The organism is Micromonospora sediminicola (assembly GCF_900089585.1).
Classification (GTDB): domain Bacteria; phylum Actinomycetota; class Actinomycetes; order Mycobacteriales; family Micromonosporaceae; genus Micromonospora; species Micromonospora sediminicola.
In genome coordinates this window covers 669633-686592 of sequence record NZ_FLRH01000003.1, presented here as the reverse complement: position 1 = coordinate 686592, position 16960 = coordinate 669633, and the positions used below count along the sequence as shown (strand labels likewise).

Here is a 16960-nt window from a genome sequence, read left to right as displayed (position 1 = left end):
TCAGTTGGCCGTGGTGACCAGGACCTTGTCCTTGCCGGCCTTCTCCTTGGCGTTCTTCTTCATGGCCGCCTCGAACATCTTGCGCCAGCTGGTCACCTGCGGGTGCCGCCGCAGCAGCGCGCGTCGCTCGCGTTCGGTCATGCCACCCCACACACCGAACTCGATCCGGTTGTCGAGCGCGTCGGCCAGGCACTCGTACCGAACTGGGCAGCTCCGGCAGATCCTCTTCGCCACGTTCTGTTCGGCGCCCTGTACGAACAACGCGTCCGGGTCCCCGTTCTGACACGCCGCCAGTGACGGCCAGTCAGTGATCATGCCCATCTGTACACGTCCCCCCTTGCAGTACCTACCGACTTCGCGCGAGCAGCCAGCCCTTCGGACCCCCCGGTCGTCCGCCCGGCCTCCCCAGGGCGGCGCGGACGACGTGTGGCTGCGGTCGCCGCCACCATCATGCTGTGTAGTCGCCCGATTACGCAACGTTGTCGGCTAAATCCATCATTCCGGACACTCCCGGCTTCCCGGGCCTTCGCCCGCCGTCTACCCGGCTCGGGTACGGGAAAACGCTGCGCCGCACGTGGAGTCCGGAGGACACTTCTGCGGATCTCACGCAACCCCGCACCAGGGCTCGTGCGTTTAGCACAACGAGGCCGGCGCGTGCAGGAAATGGGGAAAGTTCCCCGCGCGCCCGCCGATCCCTGCTCGCGTACCCTGTCGAGGTGACCTGGATGCGGAAACGTGACCACAACGTGTTTACCAACGCCGCATCGCTACTGATCTGTGGCCTGCTGGCCGGCGTGGTGGTCGCCGCGGCGGCCTTCCCCGCAGTGGCGATGTCCGGACTTGCCGCCAAGGCGGGTGCCGAGACATTCGGCGCGCTGCCCAAGGAACTGACGGTGGCCCGGGCCCCGCAGATCACCTACCTGCTGGCCTCCGACGGCAAGACGCCGCTGGCCACCATGTACGACGAGAACCGCAAGGACGTCAAGCTCAAGGACATCTCGCCGTACATGCAGAAGGCCATCGTCGCGGCCGAGGACCACGACTTCTACAAGCACAACGGCGTCGACCTCAACGGCGTGGCCCGGGCGTTCGTCAACAACCAGTCCGCCGGCTCGTCCCGGCAGGGCGCGTCGACGCTCACCATGCAGTACGTCCGGCTGGCCATCTCCTACTCGGCCACCCACCCGGCCGACGTGGTCGCCGCCACCGAGGACACCAGCACCCGCAAGCTGCGCGAGATGAGCCTGGCGCTCCAGGTCGACAAGGAGCTCTCCAAGGACGAGATCCTGGAGCGCTACCTGAACATCGCCGCGTTCGGCAACGGCGCCTACGGCATCTACGCCGCCAGCCAGGTCTACTTCGGCAAGCCGCCGAGCAAGCTCGACATCCAGGAGTCGGCCATGCTCGCCGGCCTGGTGAAGGCGCCGACCGACTTCAACCCCACCACCAAGGCCGGCTACCCGGACGCGGTGGGCCGGCGTGACTACGTCATCCAGAACATGGTGCAGATCGGCGCGATCACCCAGGCCGAGGCGGACGCCGCCAAGAAGGTCAAGCTCAAGGTGAAGGACAAGCGCACGCCGAACGGCTGCGTCCAGACCAACACCCGCTCCTGGGGCTTCTTCTGCGACTACTTCTACCGCTGGTGGCTCCAGCAGGAGACGTTCGGCGGCACCTCGTACGACCGCGAGCGGCGGCTGAAGAGCGGCGGCTACACCATCGTCACCAGCCTCGACGTGCAGGCCCAGAAGGCCGCCGACAAGGCGGTGCGCAACCACCTGAGCGAGAGCAGCAAGGCGGCCCGGATGGTGGCCGTGATCGAGCCCGGCACCGGCCGGGTGCGGGCCGTGGCGGTGAACCGGAACTTCAAGATCGACGACCCGAACAACCCGCAGAACAAGCTCTCCAGCGACCCGCGCAAGGCCAAGAAGAAGATCCGGGGCAACTACCCGAACACGGTGAACCCGCTGATCACCGGCGGCCCGGGCATCGCCGGCTACCAGGCCGGCTCGACCTTCAAGATCTTCACGCTGGTGGCCGCGCTGGAGAAGGGCTACCCGCTCAGCTACACCATCAACGCGCCGCAGCAGTTCAAGTCCGACTACCCGGTCGAGTTCAACTCGCCGGCCGCCTGCAAGGGCACCAGCAAGTACTGTCCGACCAACGCCAACAAGTCGATGGCCGGCCCGCACACCATGTGGAGCGGCTTCGGCTTCTCGGTGAACACGTTCTTCATCGACCTGCAGCAGCGGGTCGGCGCGGAGAACGCGGTCAAGGCGGCGCAGAAGATGGGCATCTCGTTCCGCTCGTCCAGCGACGCTCAGCTCGCGGCCAACGCCCACCAGTGGGGCGCGTTCAGCCTCGGCGTCTCGCAGACCACCCCGCTGGAGCTGGCCAACGCCTACGCCACGCTGGCCGCCGACGGGAAATACTGCGAGCCGATCCCGGTGCAGGAGATCCGCGGGCCGGACGGCGAGAAGCTCGACATCGCCAAGCCGCACTGCGAACAGCGGATCAGCACCGAGGTGGCCCGCGCCGCAGTGGACGCCGCCCGCTGCCCGGTCGGCGACCGCTCCTCCACCTCCAAGTGCGGCACCGCCACCGCCGGCAACGTCCGCGGCATCGTGAAGGCGCCGGTGGCCGGCAAGTCCGGCACCACCGACGGCGAGAAGACCTCCTCGCTGGTCGCCATGACCAAGCAGTACGCCGTGGCCGGCATCATGGCCGACCCGGACTGGGCCCAGACCACCCAGGAGATGGGCCACGACGTGCCGAACGGCATCAACCCGGCGGTCTACGAGACGCTGCGCGACGCCATGAAGGGCAAGGAGCGGAAGGACTTCACCCCGCCGAACGGCAAGATCGTCCTGGGCGACCAGCGCTCGATCCCCGGCGTGAAGTGCGAGTCCGTCGAGACCGCGAAGTCCCGGCTGAAGGGTGCCGGCTTCGAGCCGGTGGTCTCCAGCAACAAGGTGCCGTCGGAGTGCCCGGCCGGCACCGCGGCCGGCACCAGCCCGGACGGGCGCACCATCAAGGGCGGCGTGGTCCTGATCGAGGTCAGCTCCGGCCAGGGCGCGCCCACCCCCGGCAACACCGCCAACCCGGGTGGTCCCCCCGCTCCCCCGGGCAACGGCAACGGCCGGCCGGGACGCCCACGCGGCTGACCGGCGAGCGACGACGACGGGCGGGCACCCCCACGTGAGGGTGCCCGCCCGTTCCGTTGGTCAGCGGCGGTCAGAGGCCGAGCTGGCGGCGTACCTCGGCGGCGACCCGGCCGCCCTCGGCCCGGCCGGCCACCGCGCCCTGGGCCGCCTTCATGGCCGGGCCCATCTGCGCCTTGCCGGTGAAGCCGCCCGCGGCGAGCGCCCCCGAGACCAGCCCGGCCAGCTCCTCGTCGGAGAGCTGCTTCGGCAGGTAGCGCTCCAGCACCTCACCCTCGGCGGTCTCCTTGCCGGCCTGCTCGGCGCGCCCGGCGTCGGCGAAGGCGGTCGCCGCCTCGCGCCGCTTCTTCGCTTCCTTGGTCAGCACCGCGAGCACCTCGTCGTCGCTGAGCTCGCGCTTTTCCCGGCCGGCGACCTCGGCGGTGCCGACGGCCGCGAGGGCCATCCGCAGCGTGGAGGTGGTCAGCTCGTCGCGCGCCTTCAGGGCGGCGCGCATGTCGGCGGTGAGACGGTCCTTCAGCGTGCTCATGGACGGTGAAACTACCCTGAACGCCATGCGAAAGCGCACACTATTCCGGCTCGCGGCCGGGACCGCCGCCGTCGGCGCGGCCACCCTGGCATACGCGTCGCTCGTCGAGCGCAACCTGTTCACCCTCCGCCGGTACGACGTGCCGGTGCTCCCGACCGACGCCGAACCGCTGCGCGTGCTCCACCTGTCGGACCTGCACATGATGCCCGGCCAGCGCCGCAAGCAGGACTGGGTGGCCTCGCTGGCCGCGCTCGACCCGGACCTGGTGGTGGTCACCGGCGACAACATGGCCGACCCGAAGGCGGTGCCCGGCGTGCTGCGCGCCCTGCAACCCCTGCTCGACCTGCCCGGCGCCTTCGTCTTCGGCTCCAACGACTACACCGGGCCGGTGCTGAAGAACCCGTTCACCTACTTCCTGCCCAACCGGGAGTACACCGAGGGCGTGGCACTGCCGTACCAGGAACTGCGCGACATCCTCACCGGCGCCGGCTGGGCCGACCTGAACAACGCCCGCACCACGCTCAAGGCCGGCGGCCGGGAGATCGAACTGGTCGGGGTGGACGACCCGCACATCGAGCGGGACGACTACGACGCCGTGGCCGGTCCGGTCGGCGACTCCGCCGCGCTGTCGATCGCCCTGGCGCACTCGCCGGAACCGGCGGTACTGGACCGGATGGCCGCCGACGGCTTCGGACTGCTGCTCGCCGGGCACACCCACGGCGGGCAGGTCTGCGTGCCCGGGTACGGCGCGCTGGTGACCAACTGCGGGCTGCCCCGGTCGATGGCGCGCGGGCTGCACCGCTGGCCCGCCTCGGACTCCTGGCTGCACGTCTCTGCCGGCCTGGGCACCCACCCCACCGCCCCGGTCCGCTTCGCCTGCCCGCCCGAGGCGAGCATCCTGACCCTGATCTCCCGCTGACGGATCGCTCGGCAGATCTTGGTACGCGCCGGCCCGTGGGAGGGCGGCCGCGTACCAAGATCGGACGCCGGCGACGAGGCGGGGGTACCGAGTTTGACCACGGAGGCGGGTGGGCTACTATTTGTCGGCACGCCTCGGGGTGTGGCGCAGCTTGGTAGCGCGCTTCGTTCGGGACGAAGAGGTCGTCGGTTCGAATCCGGCCACCCCGACCAGGTGAGAGGGCACATCCGATCCATGGATGTGCCCTCTCGTGCATCCTGGGTGACCAACTGAGTGACTACGCCTCAGCAGTCGGCGCAAAGATGCGATCCATGACCGCCGCGCCCTGGAGCATCACCGGCCGGAGCTGGTGACGGTAGACCTTCTCCGTGACAGTGGTGCCCGAGTGGCCGCACAGGTCGGCGATGGCTTCCAGGCTGACCCCACTGTCGGAAAGCAGCGACACGAAGCTGTGCCGCAACTCACGAGGAGTCCAGGCGGCCGGATCCATGCCGGCCAGGGTGACCACGCGGCGGAAGGCCCGGCGGACGTTGGCCGCATCAAGGGCAGTGCCGACCGTGGTGGCGAAGACCAGTCCGAGCGCATGCCAGTCCTTGCCGGCAGTCTTGCGCTCCTGGTCCTGACGCTGACAGTGCAAGGCCAGCGCGGAGACACACCGGGCAGGCAATGCCAGGGTGCGTCGGGATTTCTTGGTCTTGGTGTCGCCGCCAGCCCGGACGGAGTGCCACACCTGCACGGAGGGCGGCAGCGGCGGATCGATGTCGGCTCGGCCATCCAGGTCCACGCGATCCCACGTCAGGGCGCGCAACTCCTCGGTACGCGCGCCGGTCAGCAGCGAGAGCACGACGTAGGCGTGCAGCCGGGTCCCCTCCGCAGCATCGAGGACCGCCTTGGCCTGATCGAGAGTCAGGGACTTGGAGGGCCGGCCCTCCTGGCCGCGCGGGACGGAGCACAGCGCGACGACGTTGCGCTTCACCTTGTCCCGGGCCATGGCTCGGTTGACCGAGCGGTTGAGGCACCCGTGCAGATCGCGGAGAGTCCGGGTGCTAAGGGTGGCGGCCTTGTCGGTCAGCCACCGGTCGACGTCCTGGGCGCGAAGCTCGCGCAGCTTCCGAGCGCCCAACGCCGGGAGGATGTGGGTTCGGCACAGGATCTCGCACTTGGTCTTGGTGCGATCTGATCGGCCGTTGAGTCCGTAGGTGAGCCAGTCAGTGACGGCTTCGGTGACGGTGTAGTGGTGCTCGGCGATGGCGAGCCCGTCTTCGTAGTCGCGGATCTTCTCCCGCAGTTTGGTGCGGGCTTCGGTCTTGGTCTTGCCGCTGCCTTTGCGCACGATGCGCTTGCCGGCCGGGGTGTAGCCGACGGTGACGGTGGCGATCCAGCGTTGCCGGGATTCGTCCCAGTGCAGGCCGCCTTCTCCTCGGGCGCGGCGGGTGGTCATCGGGTGCCTCCTTTCGTGGCTTCCAGTTCGAGCAGGTCGACGTAGGCGGTGATCGCGGCGGCCGGCACCAAGCGGGTTCGGCCTTGTCGAACGGTGCGCAGGCGGCCGGAGCGGATCTGTTCGTAGATGACCGAGCGGGACAGGCTGAGCAGGGTCATGGCTTCGGGGATGCGGTAGAGCGCCTTTCTCTCGGGTGCGGTCAGGGTGGTGGGCAATGGGCGTCCTCTCTCCGGTTATGCGGTCGACCGTCAAGCAAGTCTTGACGGTGAATCGGTGGGCGGGTCAGGCGACAGCGGCGAACTCCTCTCGTGCGGTCTCGCGGCGCTCGCGGGCCATGGCGGCGGCGGTGTTAGCCAGGAGGGCGTCTCCGGTGGTGCGCCAGCCGGAGCCGGCGTAGGACAGGAGGCCGATGATCAAGGTCGTTTCCTCGGGTTGCTCGGCGTATTCGTGGCCGAGTTCGGTGCGTCGCCAGATGATGCGGGCGTCGCGGAGGATGCGGAAGGTGACGGAGTAGCGGCGGCTCTTGGTGAGGAAGTGGCCGCCGAAGCCGAGCATGTGCGCCCAGCGTCGAAGCATCTGCCAGTCGCGGTGCTGGCCGATGGTCCAGCAGGCGTCGATGAGGCGTTCGGGGTGGGTGCCGTGCTCGTTGGCGTAGAGGTCGATTACGTCGCTGTCGAGGCGGCGGGAGACGTGCCCGGTGGCCTCGGTGCTCTTGGTGGCGTACTTGGCGAGGTAGCCGGCGACTTTTCCGTCGGTGACCTCGCCGTCGGCGGTGATGGTGCGCACGTCGATGCCCTTGTCTGGGTCGCCCCAGGTGATGTGCCACCCGGCCGGGTTGGTGGGGTGTGGGCGGGTGGTGAACGCGACAGTCGCGGCGGCGTGCTTCACGGCGGCGGCCAGGTCGTCGACGCCGAGGCCGACCGGCGGCACGATGGCGTCAGGATCGACGTCGACGCCGTCGAGGCGGATGATCGCGTGGTAGTGCACGACCGCCCGGCGTTGCATCTCCGCGACCTTCCCGAACGACGGTTTGACCGGTGCTACACGGCGGACCGTGCCGCTGTCGGTCACCTGGACGACCGGCGGTAGACCGAGCTGGCGGGCGCGGGCGTGCAGGCGTTTGCGGATGCCTTCGCTGGTGCGGCGCCACAACTCCGGCGCGGAGTGGTTCCACACCACCTGCCCGGCATAGTCGTGGCAGTCCAGACACAACGGCTGGCCGAGCCGGGGATCGTCGTCCTCGTGCCGGGCCCAACACACCGTGGGTTGCCCGTGCTCGCACGGGCGGGCGGTGGGGTCTGTGGCGCGGCGGGGGTGGCAGGGTTCGGCCCGGCAGTCGCAGCGGCGGCGGCCGGCGCAGGTGTGGCGCTTCACGGCCCGGGTGTGCACGGTGCCGAACGACGGTGCGGTCAGGGTGACGAACACCGCCGGGTGGCCGGCGACGGTGTCAGGGATACCCTTACCGCCGGCGAGGCCGGCGCGCAGGAGTTGGTAGGCGTCGCGTTGGTAGGTGCGGGCGCAGGACGGGCAGACGGCGTGACGGCGGTTGCCGCACGGCTTGTAGATCTCCCCGTCCGGCAGGTCGGCCGTGGCAGTCGTGGTCAGGAGTTGCCCGGTGGCGCGGTCGACGGTGGCGATTTCCCCGGACAGGCGGATCGGGTGGGAGCAGCCCGCGGCGGCTTGGACGTGCTCCAACCACCCGAAGTAGTCCGGTCCGGCAGCCCGCAGCAACGCCGACTCATCCCGGCCCAGGAACGACCCGGACGAGCTGATGCGGTGGGGCCGAAGCCCCGGACCAGTAGTGGTGCGCTGGTCCGGGACAACGGCGATCAGGTCAGCGGCCACGGGTGCGGGCCGCCTTCATCGGTAGGTGGGTGATGGGGCCAGTGGCGAACGGGTTGGGTCCGTCGAAGATCCGGCCGAGCAGGGACGCCACGGGTGCGGGCAGGTCGGCCCGGTGGTGTTCCCACAGGTAGATGTCGCGGATGAGCTGGTAGGTCTTCGGCAGCTCGATCCCCTCACGGGCGGCGAGGATCTTCATACGGCCGATGAGCTGGACCGGTTCCCAACCCCGAATCAGCCGGGGTTGACGCCAGCGGTAACCGGCAGGAGCGGGGATGGTGGTCATCAGGCCACCGCCCGCATGGTCGTGGTGACGGGGATGGCGGTTTCGGTGATGGTGTCGAGGCTGGTCAGGTACAGCCGGGACAGCGGCCCGTTCGGCAGGGCTCGCAGGTGGATGACCGGGGCGAAGGCGGCGGGGCAGCCGTCGATGCCGGTTCGCACGATCAGGTCGTCATCGACCCGCAAGATCGTGGTGGACAGGTGGCCGGGGTAGCGGGCGACCGTGACGCCCTGGTCGACCAGCGGCAGGTAGGTGGCCTCGGCCGCGATGGCGCGGGCCGTGTCGATGGGGTTGGTGGCGGTGTGCGGGTCGCTGACGATGACCCTCACTTGAACGCCCCGGGTGGCCTTGGCGACCAGGAGACGGGGCAGGTTGGGGATGAGGTCGGGTAGCCCGAAGTCGCCCATGATGACGACCTGCCGGGTGGCCTCAGCGAACAGGCGGGGCCACAGGTCGTGCGGGACCGTGGCCCGGCCGGGCCAGCAGGCGGTGAGTTCGTCGGTGCCAGCGATCTTGCTGGTGCGGTTGCCGTGGATGGTGGGCCACAGGTAGGTGACGTCAACATCGAGCAGTCGCGCGGCCTGGTAGGCGGTACGCGGGTGCGGGTGACGGTTGGCGTTAAGGATCCACCGTTCGACGGTCTTCGGATCCACGCCGAGCTTGGCGGCGAAGTCAGCCGGCGACTCGTTGAGCGAGAGCAGAGTCTCGCGGAGCCGTTCGTTGCAGGGACTGATAACGGTGCGCAGGGTGGTGGGCCGAAGATCAGCAAGGGACAGGTGCGAGTGAGCACCAGTCGGCGTGTCGAACGCCGTTCCAGGGTGGCGGATCGACGTGGCCGTCATCGGGCCACCACCAGCGTCTCCGCATCGACCTGGGTGAGGCCGCCCCAGCAGGAACAAGGGAGAGATGAGGCGGGGTCAGCCCCGTAGCCGTGGCACTGGTCGCAGACGCCCCAAGCGGTCTGGGTGAAGTCGGAGATGCACTCCGAGGACTGGCAGCCCTGGTGGCCGCACATGATGCAGTAGCCGGCGAAGTTGTGACGCGGCGGTCGGGCAGAGGTGTCCGGTGCGGGGACAGTGGTTGGGTTCGTGGTGAGCACGGACAGGCAGGCCAGCAGAGCAGTCCGATCGAGGACTGCGGGCAGGTTCAGCGCCTTTCCAGGGGCCAGCGTGTCGCGAAGCGTCGCCAGAGCAGAGAGCAGGCGAGCATCAGACAGCGCCGAGAAGTTGCCCGAGGCGCAATGAGCAGGGTGAACGGTAGGCTGGGCAGGCATCGTGTTTCCTTTCGCAGAGGGCCGATGCACCGGGCCTCGACGGGCCGCAATCCCGTCGGGGCCTTCTTTGCGCTCCCCATATCCCTTGTAAAGGGGGGTTGCGCATCGATGTGTGACCGAGAGTAGGCAAGGGCTCTTGCGTGAGTCAAGCCCCGTGGTGCGATAAACTTCGTTGTGTCGCTGGAGCGAGGCGGCGAGCAGGAGGAGACCCGTGGCGATCAGCCCGCATGACCTGGCCGGCATCCAAGATCCCGGCGAGAGAGCGCGTACGGCTAGCGACCTGATCGATGAGCACCAGGCGGCGGTCAACGAGCTGTCGCGGCTGCGACGCGAGGCGCTGGACGAGATGGTGTCGCAGGGGATGACGCACGCACAGATCGCCCAAGTCGTCGGCATGACCCGCGCCCGAGTGGGGCAACTCCTGTCGTCTGGACCTCGCCCGGAACGGGTGATGCTCGGAACCGGCCCTCTCACGGTTGCCGTAGGTGGGAAGTTCGAGGCGGGCAAGAAGGACCCGTACGCGGTCGTCTCTGCGGAAATGCTGGCCGCCTACGAGAAGCTGTCGAACCTCGCCCGGGGGCTCGGCTTGAAGACGGAGTACGAGGTGGTGCCACCACCGGGCATGGTCGACCTGAACCGAACTAACCTGGTGGTGGTCGGCAGTCCTCGGATCCTGCCGTTTGTCGGGCAGGTGCTCGCTTCCGATCCGAAGCTCGGCTTTGGCAAGGACGACGGCGGCGTCTACCTGGTGAACCATCAGACCGGCGAGGAGTTCCGTTCTCCCTCCGACAGTGGCGAGCCGGTTGACTACGGATACATCGGCCGGCTGCCCCGTCCCGATGGGCGGGGTACGTTCCTGTACCTCGCCGGTATCCACGCGATGGGCACTCTCGGCGTCGCGCAGTACCTGGAAGACCACCTGGACGAGCTGTACCGAGAGGTGAAAAACCGCCGGTTCTCCCTGCTGGTGAGCTGCACGTACGACCGGGCGAAGAGGGCCGTAACGAAGGTCGGCGCGCTGACGCCGATCTACCGCAGCGAGGGCGTGGCCTGATGCGCGTTGCCACCGCGTCTGAGGCCGGCAACCCGAAGTCGTCAAACGAGGATTGGGCCATGGCTAGCGAGGGCCTAATCGTCGTTCTCGACGGTGCCACCGCCCGCACAGGTACCGGCTGTGTCCACGGCATCGCCTGGTACGCCGCGAAGCTTGGCTCAGCCCTTGCCGGCCTCGCCGCCGATCGAGACTCCGCGCTGGCCAACGCACTGATGTACGGCATCCGGTTGACCGCCGATCAACACCGCGATACCTGCGACCTCAGCCATCCAGGCACACCCTCCGCAGGGACAGCCATGGTGAGGCTCAAGGACAACGCCTTGGAGTACCTGGTACTCGGTGATGTCACGGTCCTCATCGACACCGCCGACGGCGTCCAAGTCATCACCGACGACCGGGTGGACAAGACTGCCCGCGCCGAACGCGAGGAAGCCGACCGGCACCCGTTCGGATCCGCCGAGAAGCAAGCCGCGCTGCTGCGGATGAAGCATGCCGAACTAGCCGCCCGTAACCAGCCTGGCGGCTACTGGGTAGCAGCCGCCGACCCGTTCGCCGCTCAGCACGCCATCACCGGAGAAGTCCCACTCGACAGCGTCCGACGAGTCGCCGTGCTCACCGACGGAGCTGCTCGCCTGGTAGCCCTGTTCGGACTGCTCGACTGGCCCGACGTGCTCGACGTCCTACAGCGCCACGGACCGACCGAGCTGATTCGCCGGGTACGCGCCATTGAGGCCGCCGACCCGTCCTGCATGAAATGGGCACGCAACAAGCGCAGCGACGACGCCACCGCTGTCTACGCGGCCTGAGCAGCAGTTCCGTACCTTGACCGGCCGACTGCCGGCGACTGCCGGCGATGTCCGGTCTCGGGACCTGCGTGACACATCGGTGTCAGGACCTGGGTGACACTCCGCCGAGTGTTGGTGGAGATGAGCGTGATGGAACAGCGGTATCGAGCCGTCCAGGACGTGCTTGCCGGATCCACGGTCACGGACGTCGCCGAACGATTCGGGGTCTCCCGCCAGGCGGTGCACCGCTGGCTGGCCTGGTATCAGGACGAGGGCTTGGAAGGGCTGGCGGACCGGTCCAGCCGGCCGCGTTCCTCGCCTGGCCAGACTTCTCCTGAGGTGGAGGCGCTGATCTGTGAGCTGCGCCGGGATCACCCGCGATGGGGTGCCCGTCGCCTGCTCTATGAGCTTGGCCGTCGTGACTGCCCGGGTCCGATCCCGTCTCGGATCACCGTGCATCGGGTGCTGATCCGGCACGGCCTGGTCGATCCGACACCTCGCCGGCGTCGGCGTGAGGACTACCGGCGATGGGAACGTGGCCGGCCGATGGAACTGTGGCAGATGGACATCGTCGGCGGTATTCAGCTGGCCGATGGCGGTGAGGCGAAGGTCGTCACCGGCGTGGACGACCACTCCCGGTTCTGCGTCATCGCCGCCGTGGTCCGCCGGGCCACCGGTCGGGCGATCTGTCTCGCCTTCGCCGAAGCCCTGCACAGGTTCGGGATTCCCGAAGAGGTCCTCACGGACAATGGCAAGCAGTTCACTGCCCGGTTCGGCCGCGGCGGCGGTGAGGTGATGTTCGACCGGATCTGCCGAGAGAACGGCATCACTCACCGGCTGACCAAGCCCCGCTCACCGACCACCACCGGCAAGGTCGAACGGTTCCACCAGACCCTGCAACGCGAACTACTCGACGACGTCGAGGTCTGGGCCACCCCGGAAGAGGCCCAAGCAGCGATCGACGTGTTCCGGCACGAATACAACACCGAACGGCCGCACCAGTCCCTCGGGATGGCGTTCCCGGCCGACCGTTTCACCGCCCAGCCGGCTGAGGAACAGCTGCCGCTGCGGCTGCCGCCAGCGCTGGCCACCACCATCCCTGCACCCCGCCGGCCACTGCCAGCAACACCGGCACCGACGCCTCCAGCACCCGCCGGGCATGCCGTCGCCCCGCCAGTGCCGGTGGCCGCCAGCGGGGACGTTGGCCTGGCCGTAGAGGTCACCCGCCTCGTTCCCGCCTCGGGCAACCTCACCGTCTGCGGACAGCAGTTCTGGCTCAGCCCCACCCGCGCCGGACTTCCGGTGACCCTCTGGGCCGACACCACCGTCGTTCACCTGCTCGTCGACGGCGTCCGACTCAAGACCGTCCCGTCCCGACTTACCCCTGCGCACCTGCGCCAGATCCTCGCCGACGACGGCCAACCGGCCGGGCCACCACCGATCACCACCGGCACCATCCAGGCCGGCGCCCCGATCGAGGTCGAACGGCTCGTCAACGCCACCGGCCTGATCGGCCTCGCCGGCCGGCAACACCCCGTCGGCTACCACTTCGCCGGCAGGCGCGTCACCGTCCGCCTCGACCGCGGCCTCATGCAGATCACCGCCGACGGCGTCCTGCTGCGCAGCCTGCCCAACCCGCTGACACCGGCCGAAGTCGCCCGCATCCGCGACGCCCGCCCCGCCGGACCACCACCAACACCGGCACCCGAACCCCTGCGGGTCGAACGCCGCGTCAGCTGCCGAGGATCCCTGGTCATCGCTGGTCAACGCATCCACGTCGGCATCGCCCACGCCGGAACCACCCTCACCGTCGAAGCCGCCGACACCACCTTCCGCGTCCACGACGGCGACCAGCTCCTCAGCGAAGTGCCCCGCACCACCACCAAGCCCATCGCCCGGTTCAAGGTCCGCAAACCCGAACCACCCAGACAGAAGACGTCCACCCGGGAAGGGATGGCATGATCACCGGCGTGACCGAACCCCCCGAACTGGTCATCGGACTCCCCAACGACGACCATCTAACGGTCCGCGTCATGGGAAGAATGCACCCCGGCAGCACCGACTACTGGGACGGCAACTGGCTGATCAGCCCGATCTCGGCCCACGTGGGCGGCTTCTCAGCACAGCTCGCCGCCGGGCTACGTGTCGATGAACTACAGACCTTCCGACACGGGCTAGAGCTGATCAACCAACAACTACGCGGCGAAGCAGTGCTCACCTCACTTGAACAATGGATCTCACTGACCGTGACCTGCCGCCCGAACGGCTCGCTGTCCGTCACCGGAGAGCTTGCCGACAATCCCGGCATCGGGAACCGCCTGACGTTCGCCATCACCGGCCTCGACCAGACCAACATCCCAGCGATGCTCACAGCCCTGTCGGCACTCGAAAGTGCCTACCCACTCCTCGGGCAGCCCTGACCCCCCCGTCTGAAGAACCCGTCAGACGGCCAGTCGCAGGAAAACCTCCCTCAACTGATCGCCAGCTACCCTCACCAGAGTTAGCAGTCGTCTAGCCGGACGTGTCACCCACGTCCCGAGACTGACCTGTCACGCAGGTCCCGAGACTCGACAGGCGACTGCCGGCGAAGTGGTGAGAACTTTCTGTACGTCTTCAAGGCGGCCCGAGACGGGCCGCACGCGCCGCCGCCTGGGCGCGCGTCCGTCGCTCCGCTGGCGCTCCGACTCCGGCCACGCAACACGCCCGGCGGCTGGCGCGGAGAGCGGGAAGCCCGGAGCCGCCGCAGACGGGATAGCGGGGAGAGGGGTGAGATCTGTCGTCGGCAGCCGGCCGCTCCGCGCTTGAGCAGCGCGGCGCAGGTGAGGCGCCGCCGGGTTCGCGCGGCAAGCCCCAAGCATGGGGGCGGTGTCCGCCAAGGGCATGCCTGTCGTCCAGGAGCCGGCTCCGAGCCCGCTCACGGTCAGGTCAACTGCTCACCTGGGAGGGGGCGGGGTGGCGGTCGATGGCCAGCTCCGACCCCAGGAGCCGGGTCCATACCGGTCGAGGTCAGGTCAACTGCGCCACTGTGGCGGTGTCCGCCGGGGGCACGGTCCGTGACACGAAAGCCGACTCAGCCCGTCCCGGCAGCGTCCGTCTGTGCGTCAAGGTCCGCTTGACGTGGCGGGCTAGGCGGTGGCCCCCGCTCCCCAAGAGGGCGGGTCGACGGCAGACAGGATGGCTAGGGATCAGAGTTCATCAAGTGGGATATTGGGATTGATACTGTGTCTACGTTCCCTCACCTGCTTCTGGTAGTCCCGGGTGTTCTGTGCCAAGTCAAGCAACTCACGCGGGTAGTTCGGTGGCGGGCTGCCTGTCCCGGTGAATACGCGCGCCACGTTCCGTCCTGCGTCAGTTAGTACGAATACCGCCTTGTTTGGCTCTTTAGGGACTCGGACTTGTCGAATTAGGCCCTTATCGAAAAGCCGACTAGCCCTCGCTTCGTCTAGGACGCCAAGTCCCGGTCCAAGCGAAGATCCCGGCCGCCTACTATGAATCTCATCCTCGGCAAGTAGTAGGAGGGTGTGGGTCTCCTGAAGGGTCATGTCACTCAACGCTTCTCGCGCTGCTTCCATATCGTCCCCGGTTGGAAACCGCTGCATGAATTCGACGATCTCTTTGTTTTTCGCCTCGTCTTTCTCGGGAGGAAGATAGACCAGTCGGTTTCCACTAACGCCCGAAGTGTTGCGAGCCCCTACTCTGCCTGCCGGTCGTTGGCGCGGTGTCGAACGAGATTGCTCGATGGGGGGAGGGTCGCCTACACCCCCTGCAATGGCCTCCTTGGCCACGGATTCTGGCAAGCTCCCACTGAGAACGCGAGCCAGTAACTGTTCGCTCATAGTGTTAACCGTTCGCCGCGTGCCCTCCATCTTTTCCTCGATAAGGGTTAAGGCCTTCATGGTCTGAGCGTAGACGTCTTGCGCCTTGATTTGCTGATCATTTGCCGCAGCGGCCTGCACTATAAATACGATGATTTGAGCGACGAAGGCAATAACGGCCAGTGCAAGTGCTACCACCGACAGCGTGTCAACGTCTTTTACCGTCGCAACGACTGAAGTCACCGCCACCAAGGCAACGCAAAGGATGATTGACCAAATGGCAATGTCTCGCCAGGCCAGCCTCACCGAACCCTTATTCTCGTCCATTCTGCTCCTGGTGCCGTCGGCTCTTGGTCTGGCACGGGCGCTCTACTTGAGTCGATCCACTCAGGTACCTGGCCCGTCGGTCGAGTCGCACTTGATCGTCGCACGCTTAACGAGCTCCCACCAGCCTCGGAAGGTCTGAACTGACCCTCCGCGGTAGAGCCATCATCTATTGACCCGGCCCTAGCCCTCCCCTGCTGGTGGGGGCACACCCGGGGGGGCACAAGACACTGTTGAACGTCGGAAAGCAGTGGACAACGGTGGCTGTCCGAGACGCCCTGTGAGGAGACGTTCGGATCTGCTTCCGCCGGTCGCGGCGTAGCGGCTCTAAGTTCCGCTTCAACGTCTGCCACCCGAGCTGGGTGACCAACTGGGTGACGATAGGCGCGAGCAACGCCGGACGTCCGTGGACTGCGGTGGACCGTTCGGGCCGGTCAGCCCTGCCGCTGGCGCAGCTCATCGACGGCTGGTGGTTCCTTCGGGACGAAGAGGTCGTCGGTTCGAATCCGGCCACCCCGACCAGAGGTCAGAGGGCACATCCGATCCATGGATGTGCCCTCTGGTGCATCTTGGTGCCCAATCCCGGGCAGGGCCCGCAGCGACCCGAGCCAGCACCGCCGCGCACTTCCCGCCCGTTCACTTCCGGAAGATCTGCAGCTCGTCTCCCCAGCCTTCGAAGACGGGGGTCAGCACCGGCACGGAACGCTCGTCGTCGAACGTCGCGCAGAGGCTCTCGACCCGCGCGAAGGTGGTCCGGATGGCGGCGGGATCGCCGTCCAGGGTCGCCTCCAGCAGGGACAGGAGTTCACCCGCCTCCCACCCGGGCAGCGGGTGTTCACCCAGCTCCCAGGGCAGGTACTTGTGGTAGGGGCGCACCCGACCGGCCAACGTGAAGATGACGTCCAGCAACCAGGGCACCGACTCGGCGGCATCGAGCCGGCGTTCCAGTCCGCGCCCGTCCCGGTCGCTCTTGAGGGCGCGGTAGGCATAGTTCAGCCACCCGTCCAGGCGGTCGTGCTCGACCAGGATCGCCTCCGCCTCGTCGGGCGTGACCGTGGCCGCTCGATGAAGCGCTACCGGCAACCGACCCTCGGTGCGGTCGAGGAGGATCGGGACCCAGGCGAACGACCAGCGGAACCACCAGCCCCCGCTCCCGAACGGCGGCACCTCTTCCAGCTGGGACAGCGGGACCGGAATCTCGTCGACGTCAGGGGATCGGGTCGTCCTGCGGCCGCCCATGCCCCCGTCGGTGAGAACGACGTAGACGTCCAGGTCCGAGCGCTCGGTGGCGACACCCCGGCCCACCGAACCGGAGAGGACCAGGCCCAGCAGGTCCTCGCCGTGATCCGCGTCGTTCCGGGCCGCGAGCTCGGTCAGCAGGCGGCGACGCTGAGGGGAGAGACCTGACGGGATGGTCAGGCCGTGGGGAGAGTGCGTCACCCGCAGTACCCTTCCCTCCCCGAACCGTCTGCGGCAAGCACGTTCCGCGTCTCCGGAGCAGCGCCGGGGTGACGGCGGTCACCGTCTCAGTAGG

16 protein-coding genes and 1 tRNA gene are annotated in these 16960 nt (G+C 68.0%); 7 read left to right on the top strand and 10 right to left on the bottom strand.

Annotation, left to right across the window (positions count from 1 at the left end; all coding sequences use genetic code 11):
- Positions 1-321 (bottom strand): WhiB family transcriptional regulator, encoded by a 321-nt coding sequence (locus GA0070622_RS03665; RefSeq protein ID WP_046564004.1) that lies wholly within the window; start codon positions 319-321, stop codon positions 1-3.
- Between the two features lie 404 nt (positions 322-725).
- Here GA0070622_RS03665 and GA0070622_RS03660 point away from each other — a divergent pair, with 404 nt between their 5' ends.
- Positions 726-3164, top strand: a complete 2439-nt coding sequence (locus GA0070622_RS03660) for a transglycosylase domain-containing protein (RefSeq protein ID WP_091576836.1) — start codon at positions 726-728, stop codon at positions 3162-3164.
- A gap of 70 nt (positions 3165-3234) precedes the next feature.
- Here GA0070622_RS03660 and GA0070622_RS03655 read toward each other — a convergent pair whose 3' ends face one another.
- Positions 3235-3690, bottom strand: a complete 456-nt coding sequence (locus GA0070622_RS03655) for a GatB/YqeY domain-containing protein (RefSeq protein WP_091568548.1) — start codon at positions 3688-3690, stop codon at positions 3235-3237.
- Positions 3691-3715: 25 nt separating this feature from the next.
- On the opposite strand from GA0070622_RS03655, the gene GA0070622_RS03650 reads away from it, so the two are divergent.
- Both GA0070622_RS03650 and GA0070622_RS03645 read left to right on the top strand, forming a co-directional pair.
- Entirely contained in the window at positions 3716-4609 is an 894-nt protein-coding gene (locus tag GA0070622_RS03650) for a metallophosphoesterase (protein ID WP_091568544.1), read from the top strand.
- 135 nt (positions 4610-4744) lie between these two features.
- Positions 4745-4821 (top strand) — tRNA-Pro (locus GA0070622_RS03645).
- 65 nt (positions 4822-4886) lie between these two features.
- On the opposite strand, the gene GA0070622_RS03640 is transcribed toward GA0070622_RS03645, so the two are convergent.
- The 6 genes from GA0070622_RS03640 to GA0070622_RS32955 form a co-directional block, all read right to left on the bottom strand.
- Positions 4887-6050 carry a site-specific integrase gene (locus GA0070622_RS03640; RefSeq protein ID WP_091568540.1) on the bottom strand — a complete coding sequence of 388 codons (1164 nt, stop codon included), beginning with the start codon at positions 6048-6050 and terminating at the stop codon, positions 4887-4889.
- Positions 6047-6265: a helix-turn-helix domain-containing protein gene (locus GA0070622_RS03635; RefSeq protein WP_091568535.1), complete on the bottom strand. Its 219-nt coding sequence runs from the start codon at positions 6263-6265 to the stop codon at positions 6047-6049. Before GA0070622_RS03635 ends, GA0070622_RS03640 begins: the two co-directional genes overlap by 4 nt.
- Positions 6266-6332: 67 nt before the next feature.
- The gene (locus GA0070622_RS03630; RefSeq protein ID WP_091568531.1) at positions 6333-7895 is read right to left on the bottom strand and encodes a replication initiator; all 1563 of its coding nucleotides are present in this window, start codon (positions 7893-7895) and stop codon (positions 6333-6335) included.
- Positions 7885-8178, bottom strand: a complete 294-nt coding sequence (locus tag GA0070622_RS03625; protein WP_091568528.1) for a hypothetical protein — start codon at positions 8176-8178, stop codon at positions 7885-7887. Before GA0070622_RS03625 ends, GA0070622_RS03630 begins: the two co-directional genes overlap by 11 nt.
- Positions 8178-9017, bottom strand: a complete 840-nt coding sequence (locus GA0070622_RS03620) for a helix-turn-helix domain-containing protein (RefSeq protein ID WP_091568524.1) — start codon at positions 9015-9017, stop codon at positions 8178-8180. The genes GA0070622_RS03625 and GA0070622_RS03620 overlap by 1 nt, the downstream gene beginning before the upstream one ends.
- Positions 9014-9448, bottom strand: coding sequence for a hypothetical protein (locus tag GA0070622_RS32955; protein WP_245666121.1), 435 nt, complete (start codon positions 9446-9448; stop codon positions 9014-9016). Before GA0070622_RS32955 ends, GA0070622_RS03620 begins: the two co-directional genes overlap by 4 nt.
- 211 nt (positions 9449-9659) lie before the next feature.
- On the opposite strand from GA0070622_RS32955, the gene GA0070622_RS03610 reads away from it, so the two are divergent.
- The 4 genes from GA0070622_RS03610 (at position 9660) to GA0070622_RS03595 (ending at position 13707) form a co-directional block, all read left to right on the top strand.
- Positions 9660-10502 carry a sigma-70 RNA polymerase sigma factor region 4 domain-containing protein gene (locus tag GA0070622_RS03610; protein ID WP_245666120.1) on the top strand — a complete coding sequence of 281 codons (843 nt, stop codon included), beginning with the start codon at positions 9660-9662 and terminating at the stop codon, positions 10500-10502.
- Between the two features lie 59 nt (positions 10503-10561).
- Positions 10562-11308: a protein phosphatase 2C domain-containing protein gene (locus GA0070622_RS03605; protein ID WP_245666119.1), complete on the top strand. Its 747-nt coding sequence runs from the start codon at positions 10562-10564 to the stop codon at positions 11306-11308.
- Positions 11309-11428: 120 nt separating this feature from the next.
- Complete coding sequence (locus tag GA0070622_RS03600) at positions 11429-13249, top strand: IS481 family transposase (protein WP_245666118.1); 1821 nt, start codon at positions 11429-11431, stop codon at positions 13247-13249.
- Positions 13246-13707 carry a WapI family immunity protein gene (locus GA0070622_RS03595; RefSeq protein ID WP_091568513.1) on the top strand — a complete coding sequence of 154 codons (462 nt, stop codon included), beginning with the start codon at positions 13246-13248 and terminating at the stop codon, positions 13705-13707. The genes GA0070622_RS03600 and GA0070622_RS03595 overlap by 4 nt, the downstream gene beginning before the upstream one ends.
- 765 nt (positions 13708-14472) lie before the next feature.
- Here the strand turns inward: GA0070622_RS03595 and GA0070622_RS31920 are convergent.
- Entirely contained in the window at positions 14473-15429 is a 957-nt protein-coding gene (locus GA0070622_RS31920; RefSeq protein WP_141684512.1) for a hypothetical protein, read from the bottom strand.
- A gap of 633 nt (positions 15430-16062) precedes the next feature.
- Entirely contained in the window at positions 16063-16866 is an 804-nt protein-coding gene (locus tag GA0070622_RS03590; RefSeq protein ID WP_091568510.1) for a nucleotidyltransferase domain-containing protein, read from the bottom strand.
- Positions 16867-16960: the final 94 nt, after the last annotated feature.

Coding starts and splice junctions, on each gene's coding strand:
- GA0070622_RS32955 (WP_245666121.1), bottom strand. CDS start 9,448: ATGCCTGCCCAGCCTACCGTTCACCCTGCTCATTGCGCCTCGGGCAAC.
- GA0070622_RS03650 (WP_091568544.1), top strand. CDS start 3,716: ATGCGAAAGCGCACACTATTCCGGCTCGCGGCCGGGACCGCCGCCGTC.
- GA0070622_RS03665 (WP_046564004.1), bottom strand. CDS start 321: ATGGGCATGATCACTGACTGGCCGTCACTGGCGGCGTGTCAGAACGGG.
- GA0070622_RS03625 (WP_091568528.1), bottom strand. CDS start 8,178: ATGACCACCATCCCCGCTCCTGCCGGTTACCGCTGGCGTCAACCCCGG.
- GA0070622_RS31920 (WP_141684512.1), bottom strand. CDS start 15,429: ATGGACGAGAATAAGGGTTCGGTGAGGCTGGCCTGGCGAGACATTGCC.
- GA0070622_RS03655 (WP_091568548.1), bottom strand. CDS start 3,690: ATGAGCACGCTGAAGGACCGTCTCACCGCCGACATGCGCGCCGCCCTG.
- GA0070622_RS03605 (WP_245666119.1), top strand. CDS start 10,562: ATGGCTAGCGAGGGCCTAATCGTCGTTCTCGACGGTGCCACCGCCCGC.
- GA0070622_RS03660 (WP_091576836.1), top strand. CDS start 726: ATGCGGAAACGTGACCACAACGTGTTTACCAACGCCGCATCGCTACTG.
- GA0070622_RS03595 (WP_091568513.1), top strand. CDS start 13,246: ATGATCACCGGCGTGACCGAACCCCCCGAACTGGTCATCGGACTCCCC.
- GA0070622_RS03640 (WP_091568540.1), bottom strand. CDS start 6,050: ATGACCACCCGCCGCGCCCGAGGAGAAGGCGGCCTGCACTGGGACGAA.
- GA0070622_RS03600 (WP_245666118.1), top strand. CDS start 11,429: ATGAGCGTGATGGAACAGCGGTATCGAGCCGTCCAGGACGTGCTTGCC.
- GA0070622_RS03620 (WP_091568524.1), bottom strand. CDS start 9,017: ATGACGGCCACGTCGATCCGCCACCCTGGAACGGCGTTCGACACGCCG.